At 31.3% G+C, this 18,311-nt stretch carries 15 protein-coding genes and 1 tRNA gene; 15 read left to right on the top strand and 1 reads right to left on the bottom strand.

Annotated features, from left to right (window positions below; all coding sequences use genetic code 11):
• Positions 1 to 817 precede the first annotated feature (817 nt).
• Positions 818 to 1,243, top strand: a complete 426-nt coding sequence (rplU, locus tag ACQ5J2_RS02645) for a 50S ribosomal protein L21 (protein ID WP_432672138.1) — start codon at positions 818 to 820, stop codon at positions 1,241 to 1,243.
• Positions 1,244 to 1,264: 21 nt separating this feature from the next.
• Positions 1,265 to 1,525, top strand: a complete 261-nt coding sequence (gene rpmA / locus ACQ5J2_RS02640; protein ID WP_432672137.1) for a 50S ribosomal protein L27 — start codon at positions 1,265 to 1,267, stop codon at positions 1,523 to 1,525.
• A gap of 148 nt (positions 1,526 to 1,673) precedes the next feature.
• Here the strand turns inward: rpmA and ahcY are convergent, their stop codons facing one another.
• Positions 1,674 to 2,990, bottom strand: coding sequence for an adenosylhomocysteinase (gene ahcY, locus ACQ5J2_RS02635; RefSeq protein ID WP_432672136.1), 1,317 nt, complete (start codon positions 2,988 to 2,990; stop codon positions 1,674 to 1,676).
• Positions 2,991 to 3,195: 205 nt separating this feature from the next.
• Between ahcY and mce the strand changes: the two genes are divergently transcribed.
• The 13 genes from mce to ACQ5J2_RS02570 all read left to right on the top strand — a co-directional run bounded on the left by mce (position 3,196) and on the right by ACQ5J2_RS02570 (position 18,309).
• Positions 3,196 to 3,600, top strand: a complete 405-nt coding sequence (gene mce / locus ACQ5J2_RS02630; RefSeq protein ID WP_432672135.1) for a methylmalonyl-CoA epimerase — start codon at positions 3,196 to 3,198, stop codon at positions 3,598 to 3,600.
• An 83-nt stretch (positions 3,601 to 3,683) separates the two neighbouring features.
• Positions 3,684 to 3,757 (top strand) — tRNA-Ile (locus ACQ5J2_RS02625).
• A 371-nt stretch (positions 3,758 to 4,128) separates the two neighbouring features.
• A complete protein-coding gene (locus ACQ5J2_RS02620) occupies positions 4,129 to 4,599 on the top strand; it encodes a hypothetical protein (protein ID WP_432672134.1) in 471 nt (156 codons plus the stop codon).
• A gap of 340 nt (positions 4,600 to 4,939) precedes the next feature.
• The gene (locus ACQ5J2_RS02615; RefSeq protein ID WP_432672133.1) at positions 4,940 to 6,175 is read left to right on the top strand and encodes a phage integrase SAM-like domain-containing protein; all 1,236 of its coding nucleotides are present in this window, start codon (positions 4,940 to 4,942) and stop codon (positions 6,173 to 6,175) included.
• Positions 6,176 to 6,182: 7 nt separating this feature from the next.
• Positions 6,183 to 6,995, top strand: coding sequence for a hypothetical protein (locus tag ACQ5J2_RS02610; RefSeq protein ID WP_432672132.1), 813 nt, complete (start codon positions 6,183 to 6,185; stop codon positions 6,993 to 6,995).
• 93 nt (positions 6,996 to 7,088) lie between these two features.
• A complete protein-coding gene (locus ACQ5J2_RS02605; protein ID WP_432672131.1) occupies positions 7,089 to 7,376 on the top strand; it encodes a helix-turn-helix domain-containing protein in 288 nt (95 codons plus the stop codon).
• A 296-nt stretch (positions 7,377 to 7,672) separates the two neighbouring features.
• Complete coding sequence (locus ACQ5J2_RS02600; protein WP_432672130.1) at positions 7,673 to 7,993, top strand: hypothetical protein; 321 nt, start codon at positions 7,673 to 7,675, stop codon at positions 7,991 to 7,993.
• Between the two features lie 53 nt (positions 7,994 to 8,046).
• Positions 8,047 to 8,358, top strand: a complete 312-nt coding sequence (locus ACQ5J2_RS02595) for a transposase (protein WP_432670213.1) — start codon at positions 8,047 to 8,049, stop codon at positions 8,356 to 8,358.
• 50 nt (positions 8,359 to 8,408) lie between these two features.
• On the top strand, positions 8,409 to 9,254 hold the full coding sequence (locus tag ACQ5J2_RS02590) for an IS3 family transposase (protein WP_432670212.1): 846 nt from the start codon (positions 8,409 to 8,411) through the stop codon (positions 9,252 to 9,254).
• 88 nt (positions 9,255 to 9,342) lie between these two features.
• Positions 9,343 to 11,112: an AAA family ATPase gene (locus ACQ5J2_RS02585; protein ID WP_432672129.1), complete on the top strand. Its 1,770-nt coding sequence runs from the start codon at positions 9,343 to 9,345 to the stop codon at positions 11,110 to 11,112.
• Between the two features lie 677 nt (positions 11,113 to 11,789).
• On the top strand, positions 11,790 to 14,876 hold the full coding sequence (locus ACQ5J2_RS02580; RefSeq protein WP_432672128.1) for a site-specific DNA-methyltransferase: 3,087 nt from the start codon (positions 11,790 to 11,792) through the stop codon (positions 14,874 to 14,876).
• An 8-nt stretch (positions 14,877 to 14,884) separates the two neighbouring features.
• Complete coding sequence (locus ACQ5J2_RS02575; protein ID WP_432672127.1) at positions 14,885 to 17,947, top strand: DEAD/DEAH box helicase family protein; 3,063 nt, start codon at positions 14,885 to 14,887, stop codon at positions 17,945 to 17,947.
• Positions 17,944 to 18,309: a hypothetical protein gene (locus tag ACQ5J2_RS02570; RefSeq protein WP_432672126.1), complete on the top strand. Its 366-nt coding sequence runs from the start codon at positions 17,944 to 17,946 to the stop codon at positions 18,307 to 18,309. The genes ACQ5J2_RS02575 and ACQ5J2_RS02570 overlap by 4 nt, the downstream gene beginning before the upstream one ends.
• Positions 18,310 to 18,311: the final 2 nt, after the last annotated feature.

Below are 18,311 nucleotides of genomic sequence, written 5' to 3'. Positions count from 1 at the left end.
CATTCGACGCTTTTTCAGTGGATGTGGAAACAACTTGACACAAACTAGTGTAGAAAATTACTTTTTCAACCGGAAAATTGTTTGGAATTTGCAACTGTAAATTAACGAAAGTGTAATCATGAGTACAATGTGTAGTTTTTGTAGCATCCGAATTTGGGGTTTGCGAAAGTCCAGCTCCGTTTGCAACACCCACATACTGAGCTGGAGCTGAGATGTAAATGCAATTACTGCTTACTTTGTCGTTCAGGTCCTGTTTACAGGGCCATCAATCTCTAGTGCCTTAAGGTTTTAAAAGCGTCGATATAACAGGTGTAGCAGGATATTTATCAGTTGTTAACAGAATCAGATGGAGTCTCTATCTTATTCCGACTGTATGGGATAGTGTATGGATGGTGCATAGCAAAGGCATAGCAAAGGCATAGATAGTGTATGAGGAGTGTATGAAAACCATAAGTAGGAGGTCCGAAAGGCTGCCTCATGCGTTGCATCGTAGGACCTAGTTGGGAAGAAAAGGGGTTGCAGCGCCAATATCGTTAGGATTGCAGATGCAGTAATCCTTTTCGTAAAATTCCTATACGATCAGTCGTGGTAGTACCATTTTTAAAATGCGGTAAATAGTGGAAAATCACCTTAGACTTTGGCTTGTGGCGCAACTAACTTAGTCCTCCTTTTGTAGATTTACAAAGGCCTAGCATACAATAACTTTATTATTTTCGAGCTTCTTTTCTAAATCGATTATTTTTTTTCCTAATACAATTGGTATTATAATATTTAATTGTACATTTGCAACCTTAAAAATTAACTAAACATCATTGTTATGTACGCAATCGTAGAGATAGCAGGGCAACAATTTAAAGTAAGCAAAGACTTAAAGGTTTATGTGCACCGTTTGGCTGACAAAGAGGGAGATGCAATTTCATTTGCAAAAGTTCTTTTGTTAGACGACGCGGGTACAATCACTTTAGGCGCCCCAGCTGTAGAAGGTGCTTCAGTAGAAGCCAAAGTGTTACAACACTTAAAAGGAGACAAAGTAATCGTTTTCAAAAAGAAACGAAGAAAAGGGTACAAAAAGAGAAACGGACACCGTCAATATTTGACACAAATCCAAATCTCTGGAATTACGCTTCCAGGTGCAAAAAAAGAGAAAGCAGCTCCTAAAAAAGAAGCTACTCCTGCAACTGAAGAAGTAGAAGCTCCAAAGAAAAAAGTAGCGAAAGCTAAAAAAGAAGAAACTCAAGAATAATAACCTTAAAACTAATACGTCATGGCTCACAAAAAAGGTGTCGGTAGTTCGAAGAATGGTAGAGAATCAGAATCTAAACGTTTAGGTGTTAAGATTTTTGGTGGTCAAGCTGCAATTGCGGGAAATATCATTGTAAGACAAAGAGGTTCAAAACATAATCCAGGTGAAAACGTTTACATCAGTAAAGATCACACACTACACGCAAGAGTAGATGGATTGGTTAAGTTCCAAAAGAAAAGAGATAATAAATCATACGTTTCTATACTTCCATTCGAAGCATAATCGTTGATTTCATCCTATTAAAAAACCCAATCTGAAAAGATTGGGTTTTTTGTTTTTAGCTCACTTTCAAGTAAAGTGCTTTCATTAAAAAACCCTCGCATTACTGCAAGGGTTTAGATTCTTCCTATCGTCACAATGACAAGTTGGATTAGTATCTGTAATATTCTGGTTTGAATGGTCCTTCAACAGGAACTCCAATATAGGCAGCTTGATCGTCACGTAAAGTTTCCAATTCAACACCTAGTTTTGCAAGGTGCAACATAGCAACTTTTTCATCCAAGTGTTTTGGTAACATGTAAACGTCATTTTCATAGTTTGCACTGTTTTTCCACAATTCAATTTGAGCTAAAGTCTGGTTTGTAAATGAATTACTCATTACAAAACTTGGGTGACCTGTAGCACAACCAAGGTTCACTAAACGACCTTCAGCCAAAAGGATGATGTCTTTGCCGTTAATAGTATATTTGTCAACTTGTGGTTTGATTTCAACTTTAGATGCACCATGAGTTTTATTCAACCATGCAACTGCAATTTCGTTATCAAAGTGGCCAATGTTACAAACAATCGTTTTATCTTTCATTTGCTCAAAGTGCTCTCCTAAAATAATATCTTTATTTCCAGTAGTCGTAATGATGATATCAGCATTTCCAACAACTGTATTTAATCTTTTTACTTCATAACCGTCCATTGCAGCTTGTAAAGCACAAATTGGGTCGATCTCAGTAACGGTAACAATAGAGCCTGCACCTTTAAATGAAGCAGCAGTTCCTTTTCCTACGTCACCGTAGCCACAAACAACTACTCTTTTACCAGCAAGCATAATATCAGTTGCACGACGAACTGCATCAACGGCCGATTCTTTACAACCGTATTTGTTGTCAAATTTAGATTTAGTAACCGAGTCATTCACGTTAATTGCCGGCATTGGCAAAGTTCCCGCTTTTACTCTTTCGTACAATCTGTGAACTCCTGTTGTAGTCTCTTCAGATAAACCTTTAATTCCAGCAACTAATTCTGGGTATTTGTCAATAACCATATTCGTTAAATCTCCACCATCATCAAGAATCATATTCAATGGTTTTCTGTCTTCACCAAAGAATAAGGTTTGCTCAATACACCAGTCAAAATCTTCGTCGTTCAAACCTTTCCAAGCGTAAACCTGAATTCCAGCAGCAGCGATTGCAGCAGCAGCTTGGTCTTGTGTAGAGAAGATATTACAAGATGACCAAGTAACTTCTGCTCCAAGTGCGATTAATGTTTCGATTAAAACTGCAGTTTGAATAGTCATGTGCAAACATCCTGCAATACGTGAACCTTTAAGGGGTTGCTCGTTTTTATATTCAGAGCGAAGTGCCATTAAACCGGGCATTTCCGCTTCTGCTAATTCAATTTCTTTTCTTCCCCAAGCTGCGAGAGAGATATCTTTTACTTTAAAAGCCACAAATGGCATTGTTGTAGTACTCATGTATCCGTTTTTAAATTATCTAATTTGGTGCAAATTTACGTAATAACTTTTAAAGAACTATACTCTAAGTAGGCATTTATGAATTGTTTAATATTATAAGCATAAGAATTTGAACTAATTATAACAAAGAAGCGAATCACTAACTTTTTTTAAAATTATAGTTTTCTTATTCAGATGTTTCCGAACTTTGCGTTAAATTTATAATATGAGAAAAATAGAACACATCGGAATTGCAGTAAAGGATTTAGAGGTTTCAAATGCTCTTTTTGAAAAGCTGTTTGGAGCAGCACCCTACAAGTTTGAAGAAGTAGAAAGTGAAGGTGTTAAAACTTCTTTTTTCATGAATGGACCAAATAAAATCGAACTTTTAGAAGCCACTAATCCCGAAAGTCCGATTGCGAAGTTTCTAGAGAAAAAAGGAGAAGGCATTCATCATATTGCATTTGATGTAGAAGATATTACTGCAGAAATTGCACGATTGCAAAACGAAGGTTTCATAGTTTTAAATGAAACTCCAAAAAAAGGGGCTGATAATAAACTTGTTGCTTTTTTGCATCCCAAAGGAACAAACGGTGTTTTAATTGAATTGTGTCAGGAAATCACTGCGTAATCAAGCAATAAAAAAGGAAATTATTTTTGAATAAAATAGTTGCAACAAACCGAAAATAGTGGTAATATTGCAACCGCAAGAATGGTCCTATAGCTCATTCGGTTAGAGCAACTGACTCATAATCAGTAGGTGCTTGGTTCGATTCCAAGTGGGACCACATTTAAAACCGTAATCATCAACGTGATGATTACGGTTTTTTTTATGTAAATGTTCTGGTTTTCAATATGTTAAAAATCAATTTGTAGGAGATGCCAATGTGTTTTCTATCACATTATTTCTTTCAAAAATAATAATAATTCTTGTGCTATGTAATTCTTGCATTATAGTAATAACAAAGTTTGTAAACAAGAACCACCCATTTTTAATTCGCTACTTGCGGCAAAAATCTGTAAACATAAAAAGGAATATTACATAGTAATTTCTTTTGTTGTGTGTTTTTTTATGTGATTTTCTGTTAATCTTTTTCTTTAGCGATTTATAAACTTTATATTTGAAACCATTATAATTATAAAATCGTCTATTATGAATATGAAAATGATACTTGCTGGTGCTTTCTTGAGTTCCATATTATTTGTTTCTTGCAAAAAAGAGTTACAACCTCAAGAAAGTTCTGAAACTCCAATAACTGAAACTGCTCCATCAGAAAATCAAACTATGGAAAAGCAGTTTGAAGTTCAAAACCAGAATCCACAAGCGGCTCAAACACCTAATCCAGTTCAATCGCAAGCTGCACCAACTGCTCCAGGAATGAATCCACCTCATGGGCAACCAAATCACCGTTGTGACATCGCTGTAGGAGCGCCTTTAAGTTCGCCAAAAGCAGCTGCAACTCCTCCACCAGCTCCAACGATGCAAGCGCCAGCTCCACAAGGGCAGGCTTCTGTTATGCCAGTTGATATGAAATCAGGAACAACTGCAACAGCTCCCGGAATGAACCCACCACACGGTCAAGCAGGTCATTCATGTTCTGTAGCTGTTGGTGCACCATTACCAAAATAATAATTAAATTACCTTATAAAATGAAACCTTCAGCAATGAGGGTTTTTTTGTGAACCAAATTTTGTTATTTACCTTAGGGTTATTTTATGGCATAAAAAAAACCTTGCAAAATATTTTTGCAAGGTTTATAAAAGTGGAGAAGATGGGGCTCGAATAATCCCAAACCAATTATAATGTTTTCTTTATGAACACTGGATAAGACCAATAAAATCAATACCTTACAAAGTATTTTAAAATAATCATATTGGATAAGTTTGGATGAATTAGTATCTTTTTTGATTAATGTGGGCTAAATGTGGACTAAATGATATACTTTTATAATTCTAAAAAAGTTATTAAAATGGCATCTATTAATCTATTAATTCAAAGCGAGAAAAGTCCCGCAGTCATTTATATTCGTTTACGCGATGGACGATGTAAGGATATTAAAGCAAAGACAAATTATCATATTGATCCACAATATTGGGATAAGGAAACGCAAAGACCTACGAAAAAGGCTTTGAAAGATATCGACTATGCTAATCTTGATACGAATCTTGCAAAGCTTAAAAATGACCTACTGAAAAAATTCAATTCAAGCAAAGGAAATGAATTAATTGATTCAGCATGGTTAAACGATTTTATTAATCCCAAGCAGGATATCAACAAGAGTCACTCTCAAACACTTGTTGAATATATGGACATATATATTGAATATAGAAAAAGCGAAATAAAGGCGAGTACAATTTCAAAATGTAATGTAATAAAGCAACTACTTAAGAGATATCAGGATCACAAAAAAACAGTTATATATATTCGTAATGTAGATGCTAAGTTCAAATTAGATTTTGAAAATTATTGTATAAAGCAGGGATATGCACAAAACACAACTTCAAGAAATATCCGTTTTATTAAAACTTGTTGTCTTCACGCAAAAGCAAATGGGTTAGAAACACATTATCAGTTAGACAGCATCAAAGCAAAGTATTTGAAAGTAGATAGTATTTATTTAAGTGAAACAGATATTAAGCAGATTGAAGACATAGAAGAGTCTAAACTTTCAGATGCTTTCAAAAATGCTCGTGACTGGTTGTTAATAAGTTGTTATTGTGGACAGAGAGTGTCTGATTTCTTGCGTTTCAACAAATCTATGATTAGGTACGAAGTCAACAAGGCAGGGATTTTAAAGCCTTTAATTGAATTTAAGCAAGTGAAAACGGAAAAGTTAATGACTATTCCTCTTCATACCAAAATAATCGTAATTTTAGAAAAGAACAATGGAGACTTTCCTAGAAAAATTTCGAACCAAAAATATAACGATTATATCAAAAAAGTATGTGAAGCAGCTGAAATTGAAACACCTATAAATGGTACTTTATTTGACCATGTCATAAAAGAAAAAGTCACAAAACATTACCCTAAATGGATGCTAGTGTCTTCACATATTGGAAGACGATCTTTTGCTTCTAATAATTACGGAACAATTCCCACTTCATTTTTAATGTATATCACAGGTCATACTACAGAAGCTAATTTTCTAATTTATATAGGAAAGAGTAATAAAGACATTGCAATGGAACTAACAAGCTATTTTTAAAGATACTATGGACGATACAACTTTAAAACACGCTGAAATTATTCAAATAATACAAAAGCCAAGATTGGTTATTTGGACTGTTGATAAACAAGTTAGTCAGGAAAAAAAAGCAGATGGCTCGTTCAGAGTTACCTACAGAATTGACCCGTCAATTTACTGTATAGAACAGCAAATAACTTTGCCGTTTAAAAAATTGGAGTTTCTTACCGTAGAATTAATGCAAAACTCTAAAAACAATAAATTTGTTAATGATTGCCTACGATTAATATTCAAGGAACTTATGGTTCTATTCCGTGAAGTTGTTGATAGGTATTTTAGTGAGGTTCATCCTGAAGAAGGAAAAATGCTGACTAGTCGACAATCCTATATTAGCCGTTATAAATTTGAACTAGAGAGATATTACGGATTTTTAAGTGACTTTATTGATAAGGAAGATTTTGACAAATACAATGAAATTTACTACTTAGATTTTGAGTATCATACAGCAGAATCTGCCAAGCGTGTACTAAGTGTCGATGTACAAGAAGTTAAAGTTAATATTGACGTAAATCTTTACCCTCGTATATTTACATCCAATCAAGCATTTATTCGGTTTAAAAAATTACTTGCTGAATTTGGGAAATCAAAGCATGATCTTGTAAATTATAGCTTTGTTTATCATCGTATGTTAAAAGATAATTTAATATTTGAAGACTTTCAAAAATTACAATTTGCATACTTTCTAATAAATTTTGATATCAATATTGACAGAATAAAAAGATTTGAAGAAATTGGAAACCTTAAATTCAGAGAGGATATTTACAATAAAACTAAACTGTAAATAGCAGTCATGTCATAAAACACACGATTTCAATCAATCTACTGCATAACTTACTTCCCAAATTTGTCGTGTTAATCTTAAATAACACAAGACATGCAAAAAAATGCAATATTACTAGAAAGCCTAACTGTTGAACAATTACAACAATTAATAGGCACATCTATTAGAAATGGAATTTTTGACCTTCAAAAAGAACTTCAAGGGCAAATTAATGAAGAAGAGCTTCTTACTAGAGATGAAACTTGTAAATTCTTAAAAATAGATAGTAGCACATTATGGGCTTGGACTAATAAAGGAAAAGTCAAAGCCTACGGAATCGGGGCAAGACGCTATTATAAAAAAAGTGAGTTGATGGAATGTTTAATATTATTAAAAAAATAAGACATGAAATTTCCTTCACATTTCCTAACTGATAATAGAGTAGTAAAATATTTGTTGCAAAATTGCAAAGCTGCAAATAGGTGTTTACATAGAGAAGCTGCTTATAATATAGGCCTTGCAATAGGTATAAATGGCATTTTGCAGTGTTGCAAAGCTAATTTTCGCACGCATTTTTTGCAACAATGCAAAATAGAGTTTCTGCATCAAAATTTGATAAAGGAATATAAAATTAGGACTCACACAATGATGAATATATTTATTTGGTTCCTAAGCATTAATACAAAAGCTAGATAATTATGAGTAATCTAAATAAAGAAACTATTCTTTCAAAAGTAGATAGCTACCAGATTTTAAATTTTTACTTGCTTCCTTACCACAATGAGAATAACCTTTTAGCTGCAAAAAACATAAGCAATCCTTTGCTGCCTGAAAAACAGGAAACACCTTCATTCAATATTTTTCCTACAATGTCCACAGGCGAATGGAGATATAAGGATTTTGCAACAGGGGACGAGGGAAGTTGTTTCGATTTAGTAATGAATTTATTTAATTTGTCATTTATAGAATCATTAGAAAAAATCCATTCTGATTTATTATTTGATACTCTTGTAGTTTAGCCCCTTAATAGTTCGGAGTGTTATTTTAAATTTCAAAATTATATATTTGAGATATGAAATACAAGAAATGGACTTTAGCTCAGAAGCTAGAAATACTAGCAGCTTCAGAAGATAGTGGTATTATAGAAGCATGCCGTAAGTTTGGCGTGAGTACCGCAAGTTTATATAACTGGAAGAAGAAGTATGAGCACAAAGGCGAGGCTGGCTTAAAAGTCACCTATGACACTAAAAGCAAAGAGCTTAAAGAGGCAGAAGAGGAAAATCGTATTCTACGCAAGCTACTAAGCAATAAAGAAATAGAATTAGAGGTACAAAGGGAGCTTTTAAAAAAAAAGTTTGGGACATCCGATCCAAGAAAGATTTAGTGAACTATATTTTTCAAAAGCATAAGTGTAGCAAGGCTAAAATAATAAAGATGGTTGGTATGGTTACTAGTAGCTACTATAGAAAACCTAGTTTTGGTAAGAAGGGCAATCATCCTACGGAAGTAACGTTCCATCAAAACAGTGGTTTTGTTAGTCAATCAGATGTTGTTAAGTCTATTAAAGATATTTTAAAACATGAATTTATAGACTGTGGTTATCGGTTGATGACCAAATATCTAAATAGAGATGGCTACCTAATAAATCATAAAAAACTGTACCGAATTATGAAGGAGGAAGGTCTTTTAAAGCTTGAGAATAGAATTAATAGAAGTGGTGCTGGACGCAAGTTTGTGAAATTTAGGAAGGTTTATACTTCCAGACCCTTCCAATGCTTAGAAATGGATATTAAAATGGTGTGGGTGCCAAATGTGGGTAAAAATGCTTATTTGTTATCTGTAATTGATGTTCATACACGACGAATTTTAAAGGATTATTTTTCTTTCAATATAAAGCAAAAACACGTTATAGAACTACTATCTCTACTTTTTGACGAATATAACTACCCTGAAAGCGTAGTTATTAGGAGTGATAATGGAAGTCAATTTATAGCTAAAAGTGTCCGTGAGTATTTAGGATTAATAGGAGTTCAACAAGAATTTACACATGTCGCAACACCAGAAGAAAATGCTCATATAGAAGCTTATCATGGAATCTTGAAGAAGGAAGTATTTTCACGGTTCGACTATCGAAATTTTGGAGAGATTCAGCAGATATTGAAACGATTTGTGTCTTTTTATAACAATGAACGACTTCATGGTCTCCTAGGAAGAATTACTCCTATGCAGAAATGGAACTCGGATAAACATCTAATAGTAATGAAAAAATTAACCGCTTAATTAAAAAACCGAAATTTAGAATAGTACTCTTGTTTTATAGGGGTCAAAACATCTTGCTACAAATACTTCGAATAAAAAACCACCACCAGTGAAATCATGCAAATCGGATTTTACAATAAATAAGAAGTCTTTTTCAGAAAACGAACTTACTTATTGGAAAAAATTTGGAATTGATGAATCAGTTCTTGCAAAATTTAATGTTTCGAGTATCTCTGAATATACTACAAAAAATAAAGAGGGCAAGCCATATGTGGTATCTGCAAATCCTAACAAATTCATCTTTGCATACGAAAATAAAAATTGGGTAAAATTGTATAAACCATTAGATGATAAAAAATATAGATTTCAATATTTAGGAATAAAAGAACAAGGCTTTATTTTTGGATGGAAACAACTTCCTGCAAAAGGAGATTTGGTTATTATTACTGGCGGAGAAAAAGACGTTATGGCTTTGCATGCAAAAAATTATAATGCAATCACTCTTAATAGCGAAACCGCTGTTTTGTCTGAAACTACTGTAGACGAGTTAAAATCTCGTTTTGTGGCTGTTATGGTACTTTATGATAATGATGCTACAGGAGTTGAACAATCATCTAAGTTAGCGAAAAAACACGGTTTGCAAAGGTTAGTTTTGCCACCTTTGCAAAATGCTGGCAAAGATATTTCAGATTATTTTGCGTCAGGACGCAACTCAGTTGACTTTTATTCCTTGATTTTGGCATCACTGCAAATACTTGCAATGGAAATTGCAACTGATAAAGTTGTCTTTAATGCAAAGGAGTTATTGGAGCGTGGCGAAGTAGAGCAAAAATATCTTTTAGAGCCCATTTTTCCTCAAAAAGGTTCGGCAGTTCTTGCAGGGAAGCCTGATACCGGTAAAAGTCAATTTGCAAGGCAGCTTTGCATACAGGTTGCGCTAGGTGTCGATTCCTTTATTGATTTTAATCTCACAACAGTTCACCACCGTGCTATTTATGTCGCTACAGAAGACAACGAAGATGCTACAAGATATTTAATAAGTAAGCAATTTAAAGGATTAAATTCAGAAGCAGTTGAAAATTTGCGTTTCATTTTTGCGGATACTATGAGTACGGATGAAATTATTAAAAACCTTAACGAGCAATTGACTTTGCAGCCTGTAGACCTGGTTGTAATTGATAGTTTTGGTGATGTATTTCAGTCTAACGATAGTAATAATAATATTGCAATGCGAAATACAGTTAAGACTTTCGATAAAATTGGAAAAGACCATAACTGCTTGATATTATTTGTACACCACATAAATAAAGCTGCTTATCGAGTAGCACCCGGACAAGAACACATTCAAGGTGGAGCCGGATTAGTTCAAAAAGTGCGTTTGGCAATTATATTGTCAGAAGGAGAAGGTGATATTAGATATTTTACAGTAGTCAAAGGAAATTATTGCCCTAAAATTTATAAAGAGAACTCATTGGAACTTAATTTTTCAGAGGAAACTTTTCTTTTCTCAAATACAGGTAAATTGATTCCAACCCATGAATTAGGTAATCAGACTGCAAAGGATGCAAAGGATGAAAGGCACAACGATTTGAAAGTTACTGCTAATACAATTTTTGGCGATAAACTACTTTCTTTCACGACTTTTGTTACCGAATATTGTGCAGTTACTAAAAAAAGTACTGCAACAGCAAAAAGAGCCCATGCAAATTTGGTTAAATACGGCATTATTGAGCAATTCAATGGTGTTTATAGATTAAAAGATTATATCAGTGAAGATAGAGAAGAAACAGATGTCACTTTAAGCGATTGCAAAACTTTGCAAAGCAGTTATTCTGGGAAGCCATCAGATTTGGAACCACATTGCGATCTTCCATTTTAGTATCAAGTATCATAGTGTCATTTTCCTAGGGATTGTGATACAATGATACCAATTAACTATATAAATTATTTCACGGGTATATATTTGAAAGCTCTTTAATAATCATGAAAATCTACTTAAATGACACAGTACGTTCTTGTTTTAAAACTTACCAAGTAAGAAGAAGATGGGGTTTTTAAATTAAGATAAAATTTCAGCGTTTTAGAAATCTTACTAGCTCTTTACCCGCAAACAAGCAGTAGCATTAACAACTAATTTAATATATCCGAAAGAACAGCAGGAACTTTCCTAAAATCTTGTTAAGGGAAACGCTTACAAAAGCCTAAATATGAGGCATATGTAAAGGCAGTCTAGATGTTTAAATAATGGTGTTTTTGAATGATACAGTATAATCAACTATGCGTTACTAAAAAAAAACGGTGTTAAAAAAGGTTCAATCGCAAATTGTGAGACACTAAAACCATTAAATTCATTCACCAAAATAAAACTAAAAATCTAATACTTTTAAAAGATTAAAGGTAATGTGGAAAACCGTAAAGTAAATATATTTACGGTTTTTATATTTGTAAAAAGCAGTCAAACTACCTCCGAAATAAAATAGGTTACCTTGTTTTAATTTAATAAGTTTGACATTAATGAACAAGTCAAATTTAAACATTTCAACTAACTACAATAAAATGAATAACGATAATTCAATCAAGGATTTAAAATACTTTTTAAAAGAAATGTTCCAATTTAATGAAAATGATTTGGACTTTGGAATTTATAAAATTTACAACTTAAAAAGAAAAAACATTGAAGGTTTTATTGACGGTGATGGTGAAAACGATTTAACTCCCACTATTGAAAAAATTCTTGAAGAAGTAAATCTTGAAAATCAAAAATCAGATTCTATTGATTTGTTTAACTTCTTGAAAGGAATAAACAAAGAAAGTTTGTTAAGTGATCCTGATAGCAACTATAGTAAAATTCAAATGGCTTTTAACTTCGAAGATGATGAGGATAAAAAGCAAGAACTACAAGACACTCTTGATAAAATTTCTAAAAGCAGCGGTTTAACGGAAGAGTTAAAAGACAAGATTTACAATCATATTCTAGGGTTCTTCCAAATGTATTATTCTAATGGGGACTTTGGTTATAATGATAGAAGTCGTGATGTGTATAAGGTTCCTTATGAAGCAGATTATGATGGAACTGATACCATGTTTCATTGGAAACATAAAGGAAGTTTATATATTAAAACCGGTACATCTTTCAACGCTATTAAGTTTCAATTAAACGGTAAAAAAATAGAATACCGTTTAGAAACCAATACGGATAGTGAAAATGAGAGTGCTTCCAGAAATAACAATAAGGATAGCCAACTAAAACATTATCAATTTAGCCGAATTGAAAAAATCGATGATACTTACCAGGTCATTTTTAACCTTGCAGAAGCTTCAACCTCTAAAGTAGATATTTTTAAAGCTATATATAACGAAGTTATCAGTAATGATGATATTAGCAAATATTTAGAATACACTAAAGCAGATAAAAATCATACTGTGTTTATTGACTTAGGTAAAGACTTTGATAAAGTACAAAACGGACAAATAAAAGGACTTTCTTCATTAAGACAATCTAAAGAAAAAGTTGAAAAAGAAGCTAAAAATAATTTTGAACGTGGTGTAAAATTATATGATGACACTAAAAAAGAATTTACTGATGATACTTTGAAAATTTTATATAAACTTGATCAAAAGCTAAACAGTTTTTATATTGGTAATGATGCTGATTATTTTATACACGAAAACCTTGAGGAGTTTTTAACAAATGAAAAACAACGCTTTGTTAAGAATTATATTTTTGATGATTTAGAGAGTATTTACAATGGTAAATTAGACAATACTACATTACTTATAGCAAAAGCTTTTGATAAGGTGACTTCAAGGATTATTGAATTTTTAAGCGCTATTGAAGAATTTCAAAAACACTTGTTTACTAAAAAGAAAAAAGTAGTTGAAAGTGAATATTGTATTACTCTTGATTACGTTAATGAAAAACATTTTAAAGCTATTTTGCTAAACAATGCACAATTACAGGAATGGAAAGATTTATTTGGTTTAGAAATTAAAACAGTAGCGGATTTAAAACTACAACCTACCTTGGTATTGGATACCAAGTTTTTCAGAGAAAGTAATGGAAGTAATACTCTAAAAGATACTCTATTAAATGAAATTGATGGTTTAGATGCTAAGACAAACGGATTGTTATTTAATTCTGAAAATTTCCAAGCTTTAGAATTGTTGCAAATAAAGTTTAAAGAAAAGATAAAGACTATTTATATTGACCCTCCATATAATACCGGAGGTGATGGATTTGTTTATAAAGATAATTTCCGACATAGTTCTTGGGTTACTTTTATACAGAATAGGGTTTCTTTAGCTAAGAATTTATTGAATAGTAAAGGTGTGTTCTTTACAAGTTTAGATGATAATGAATCTAAAAATTTCATAAGTATTTCAAATGAAATTTTTAAAACTCAAAAACCTATTGCTAATTTTATTTGGAAAAAAAAGGGTACATCTACCAATGTAGAAGGCGCCTATGTTAGCGCATTAGTTGACAATACATTTACATATGGTGAAATATCAGGTATTTTACCTAGAACTGTTAAAGCCGAAACAAGAAACCACCCATTAAATGATAAAGATGGTAATTATCGTTTGACGGTCATCGAAAAAAAAGACAGTGGTTCTTATAAAAGGGATACAATGAAATTTGAAATCATTGGACACAAACCCCGTTCTGGAAAAAGATGGCAAATTGGTGAACTAACTGCACGTGCATTAGAAAAAAAGAATCGTTTTGTATTTGATGATAACAAAATTAAACTTAAAATATATGATTTTGAAGAAACAGATACATACTCTGCGCAACCCAATTTATTATTAGAACTTGGTAGTTCGGATACTGCTTCAAAATATGTTAATGAAGCATTATTTGGTATTTCAGAGTATTTTTCTAACCCCAAACCTATAGAATTATTAAATCACTTAATTAATATTACCTCTGACAAAAATACTGATTATATATTGGATTTTTGTGCTGGCTCTGGAACTACCGGTGATTCCTCCATTAGGATGAATCGAAGATATATTCTTTGTGAAATGGGATTATATTTTAATAAAATAACTAAACCAAGAATAAAAAAAATAATCTTTTCTAAAAATTGGGAAAATGCAAAGCCAATTAATAACAGTGGTTTTAATAAACATATTTTTAAATATCAAGTACTCGAACAATACGAAGATGTATTAGATAATCTACAAGTTTTTGATGGAATATTACCTGAAAATTTACCGTTAAAATATTTATACAAACCAGAAATAAATAGTTTGGATAATAATTTAGATATTTTTAATCCTTTTGATAACAAAATAAAATACGGTCAACCATCACAAGAAGGATTTATTGATTTGGTAGAAACCTTTAATTATATACAGGGCTATTTTATTCAATCTATAAAGACCTATACTATTAATACTAAATATTATAAAGTAGTTGAAACTACTAATGGTGTTTTGGTTATTTGGAGAGAAATTACTCTAGATGAAGATGATAGTAAATCAATCCTTGAAATTGTTGGGAAATATTCAAATATTCATACTGTTGAAGTCAATGCTCATTTTGCTACTTTGCAATTGGATAAACACAATAATTTAAAAGTTGGAGATAATGAATTGGAGTTGCAAATAATTCAAAAAGAAATTTTTAATCAATAATTACACTTATGGAGTTAAAATTATACAACCATCTGCGTAAGGAAGGATTAACCAACGCTGATGTAGACTTTAGAGAAACATTATACCAAAATAAGCTTGAACGGTTTGATAAAAGTTTGGGTTTAGATAATGATATTTTAAATACAATAAAAGGCTATTTAAAAATTTATAATTCGTTTCTAAAAGCCAATAATCAAAACGATGTCACTCTTCGTTATTATCAAATATTGGCATTGTATTTTTCTGAATTATATTTTCAGAAAAAAGAGGAACACGAATTTTCTTTTTCATTAAACAACCTTGCTTATTGGATGGCAACAGGTAGTGGTAAAACTATAATAATGCATTTGAATATTTTACAATACTTATCTTATTGTAAAAATTTTAAGGATTTTGAAGTTATTATGACCACTCCCGGAGTTAACTTGATAGAACAACACGAAAGAGAATTAACTCCCTTTTTAGAATTTTTAAATGCTACAAAGTATCAAAACAAAATACGGTTGACTATTGATACTACTTCGGCTTTATTAAATAAGCCGAATAATTTTTTTACTTTCCCTAATAGTAAATCTTATCGAAGATTGATATTAGTCGATGAGGCACATATCGGTTTGAGCACATCAAGTGCATCTGGAACAGATGGTGCATTTATGGACTTGAGAAAAAGACTGAACATTAGTAATAGTTTCTTGTTTGAATATTCTGCTACTTTTCATAACATCAATGGAGATTTAGAAAAAGAATATGAAAAAGCAATTGTTTACGATTATAATTATAATCTGTTTTACAAAGATGGTTATGGTAAAGATTACTTTTTTCAGCAAATTGGTGATGATGTTTTGGAAAAAAGTTTTGATGATAATTTGCATCATAATTTATTTATCATCAATGAAAAAATTGAACTGTGGGATAACCTTGATTATAAGTTAGAAAAAGATTTATTTAAAGCTACTCATCATCCAGACAAGCCTTTAATAGCATTTATGGGTAATACTGTAAATAATAAAGAAAAATCGGAGAAGAATGAAGACGATGAAGTTTCGGATATTACCCAAATTGTTAATTTTTTAGCCAAGCTTTCAGAGGATGAAAAACGCAAATACAAATATCTTTTCAATAACGATTACCAAGGTAAACTTAACTTAACCCGCAATCCAGAAACAGATGATGAGATACTATTATCTTATGGAAATGGTGGTTATTGGGGTATTGTAAACGTAGGTAATGGCGCTAAATTTATTAATGAATTAGTAAATGACACTGTTATTAAAAACCCAAGAGATAAAGTAATTGTTACAAATATTGATAAATACTCATTTAAAAATATAGATAATCAACTGTCACCAATTAATGTATTAATTGGTAGTAGAAAGTTTGCTGAAGGATGGAATTGTTTTAGGGTTTCAGTAATTGGATTAATAAACCTTGGGAGTAGCAAAGGAAATAAGATTATACAAATATTTGGTCGTGGTGTTCGTATTAAAGGTATAAAAAATGATGGAAAAAGAACAGTCCAGGAGCATAATAATGATTATTTTAAATTAAAAAATAGTGTTGAAATAGACAAATTAAGAAAAGTAGAAACCCTTTGTGTTTTCTCATTAAAAAAGTCTTATTTAGAAACATTTACAGCAGCTGTAAATAAAGAATTAGTTGTCACTAAACGATTTGAAATACAAGTTAATCCAAGCATAATTAAATTAAACGATAGTAAAGAAATATTATTTGAAGAGTTTAGAAAACGAATACCCATTTTTAAACTTTCTAAATCTGAGTTAGAACAGCGCAGGATAAATCTTTTGAAAAATAACAGTTTTGAAATTAAATACAAGCAAAAAGAAAGTATTCAATCTGGCACTGTTAATAATTTTTCCATTTCTTTAGATTATAGAACAGATAAAAATAAAGAAGGTATTAATGTTTTGGGTGAAGTTTCAAATTTCATTTCTACATTTTCAGTTTTTATTAATCAGCATAAAATTAATTCAATAATATCTGAATTTCAGGTGGATAATGCTCTGTTTGTAGGTTTTGAAAACAATCATCTATCTGTTAATAATGTTTTAGGTTTCATATCTGAAATAAAATATAAATCATCACTAGATTTATCTAATATTGAATTACTAGAAAACATTGTAATGCAGATTGTAGTTGACTTTTTAAAGAAGTTGAATAACAAAGTGAACTGGTTTATAAACAATAGTAACTATGAATATAATGAGCTTTTAACTCAAAGTACAGATAAAATAAAAGGGGATTTTATTGATAAGTATTATATTTTAAAAACAATTGAGACAACCAAAGAAGTTAGAAATAAGACTACTTATAAAAAGAACGAGGATATAGAAAAAGAAATTCTAGATTTTGAAGAAAGTATAGAAACAATAGCTGAAAGATTAAAACTCGAAAACATTGGTAATCACATCTACAAACCTATATTAAGAGATATAAGACCTAATATTGAAGATGAAAGAGATTTAAAAATAACTCCCGACAAATTGAATGCTGGGGAGAAAAAGTTTGTTGAAGATATCGCTATATATTTTAAAGACAAACCAACATATAAAGATTACGAAATATATTTAATGCGAAATGTGGAAACATTAAAAAGCATAGGTATTTACTTAAATGACGACTCTCAAGTTTTTTACCCAGATTTCATTTTATGGATATTAAAAGATGATAAAGTATATATCAATTTTATTGATCCTAAAGGTCAAATGGGTATTCAAGATGCCAAAACTTTAAATGAAAACGAAAAAGTAAAAATTGCAGACAAAACTAAAAATGATACACTTACAAAACTTGAAACTGAATTAACTAAAATTCATAAAAAGATATTTATACTTAACTCATTTTTATTGCTTAGAGATAGCTCTGAAATGGGTAAAATTGGAGCCAGCGCAAAACTAGGATGGCAACAAGAAAATATGATAGATAAGAATATCTTTAGACTGAATTGGCACGATGTTGATGAAAGAGGTGATAAAGTGACTTTAGACAAGTTGCCTAATGGTAAGACTTATTTGGATTTGATTGTTGATTGTACCATTAAGGAACATTTATGAAAAGAAATAAAGGAGATATTTTAGAAGCGGCTGATAGAACCAGGGAAGCTGGTTTTCATTATATAATATTTTATGATGGCTATACAGATGATGAATTTATTGCTGGTGTTTTAACTTCTACAGATAAATATCCTGTTAATATTAAAATGAATGAAACCCATTTTTTGGATAATGATGAGAATGGAAATGATTTCAAAGTAACTTTTAAAAACAGTAAACTAGTACCTGCAAAACTTTATAAACCAGAAAACTGGGGTCCTTTCAATAAAGTCGGCCAACTAACCGAAAACGGAATTGCTTTTGTGCAAGAATATATTGGTCATTTAGAAGCTGAATTTTGGGAAGAATATATTTTAAAATAAAT

The sequence above is a fragment of the Flavobacterium sp. SM2513 genome (assembly GCF_050908145.1).
GTDB lineage: Bacteria > Bacteroidota > Bacteroidia > Flavobacteriales > Flavobacteriaceae > Flavobacterium.
This window is presented reverse-complemented; position numbering and strand designations above follow the sequence as displayed.

Excerpts from the sequence above, each read along its gene's own strand:
- ACQ5J2_RS02620 (WP_432672134.1), top strand. The coding sequence starts at position 4,129 with ATGAAAATGATACTTGCTGGTGCTTTCTTGAGTTCCATATTATTTGTT.
- ACQ5J2_RS02615 (WP_432672133.1), top strand. The coding sequence starts at position 4,940 with ATGGCATCTATTAATCTATTAATTCAAAGCGAGAAAAGTCCCGCAGTC.
- rplU (WP_432672138.1), top strand. The coding sequence starts at position 818 with ATGTACGCAATCGTAGAGATAGCAGGGCAACAATTTAAAGTAAGCAAA.
- ACQ5J2_RS02580 (WP_432672128.1), top strand. The coding sequence starts at position 11,790 with ATGAATAACGATAATTCAATCAAGGATTTAAAATACTTTTTAAAAGAA.
- mce (WP_432672135.1), top strand. The coding sequence starts at position 3,196 with ATGAGAAAAATAGAACACATCGGAATTGCAGTAAAGGATTTAGAGGTT.
- ACQ5J2_RS02595 (WP_432670213.1), top strand. The coding sequence starts at position 8,047 with ATGAAATACAAGAAATGGACTTTAGCTCAGAAGCTAGAAATACTAGCA.
- ACQ5J2_RS02570 (WP_432672126.1), top strand. The coding sequence starts at position 17,944 with ATGAAAAGAAATAAAGGAGATATTTTAGAAGCGGCTGATAGAACCAGG.
- ACQ5J2_RS02590 (WP_432670212.1), top strand. The coding sequence starts at position 8,409 with ATGGTTGGTATGGTTACTAGTAGCTACTATAGAAAACCTAGTTTTGGT.
- ACQ5J2_RS02605 (WP_432672131.1), top strand. The coding sequence starts at position 7,089 with ATGCAAAAAAATGCAATATTACTAGAAAGCCTAACTGTTGAACAATTA.
- ACQ5J2_RS02610 (WP_432672132.1), top strand. The coding sequence starts at position 6,183 with ATGGACGATACAACTTTAAAACACGCTGAAATTATTCAAATAATACAA.
- rpmA (WP_432672137.1), top strand. The coding sequence starts at position 1,265 with ATGGCTCACAAAAAAGGTGTCGGTAGTTCGAAGAATGGTAGAGAATCA.
- ACQ5J2_RS02575 (WP_432672127.1), top strand. The coding sequence starts at position 14,885 with ATGGAGTTAAAATTATACAACCATCTGCGTAAGGAAGGATTAACCAAC.
- ahcY (WP_432672136.1), bottom strand. The coding sequence starts at position 2,990 with ATGAGTACTACAACAATGCCATTTGTGGCTTTTAAAGTAAAAGATATC.
- ACQ5J2_RS02600 (WP_432672130.1), top strand. The coding sequence starts at position 7,673 with ATGAGTAATCTAAATAAAGAAACTATTCTTTCAAAAGTAGATAGCTAC.